The sequence below is a fragment of the Desulfobacter latus genome (assembly GCF_013389365.1).
GTDB classification, from domain to species: Bacteria; Desulfobacterota; Desulfobacteria; order Desulfobacterales; family Desulfobacteraceae; genus Desulfobacter; species Desulfobacter latus.
The window spans coordinates 1-255 of the sequence record NZ_JACADJ010000232.1; the positions used below are offsets into that span (position 1 = coordinate 1).

Here is a 255-nt window from a genome sequence, read left to right on the forward strand (position 1 = left end):
TAGTCATGTTGAGTCTGCCGGAAGAGTAGCTGTAGGTTGTCGTCCCTTGATCATCTGTAGAAGCCCTCTGTATCCGGTAGTCCCCTTCAACCACCAGGGTGCCGCCGGTGACCGTCAAGTCCCCGTCGGCGTGGATCAAATCGCCTTTGACCACGAGGGTGCCGCCGTTGAGCGTCAAGGTGTCGCCGGAGTAGATCAAGTCGCCTGTGACGGTCAAGGTCTTACCATTGAGATCTAGGGTGCCGTCTTTCAAGT

Annotated in this window: 1 protein-coding gene; it reads right to left on the reverse strand. The window is 56.5% G+C overall.

All coding sequences use genetic code 11. From position 1 onward, the window contains the following. A partial coding sequence (locus tag HXW94_RS20585; protein ID WP_425484234.1) for a hypothetical protein occupies nucleotides 1-253 on the reverse strand: 253 nt, incomplete at its 3' end. Nucleotides 254-255 lie beyond the last annotated feature (2 nt).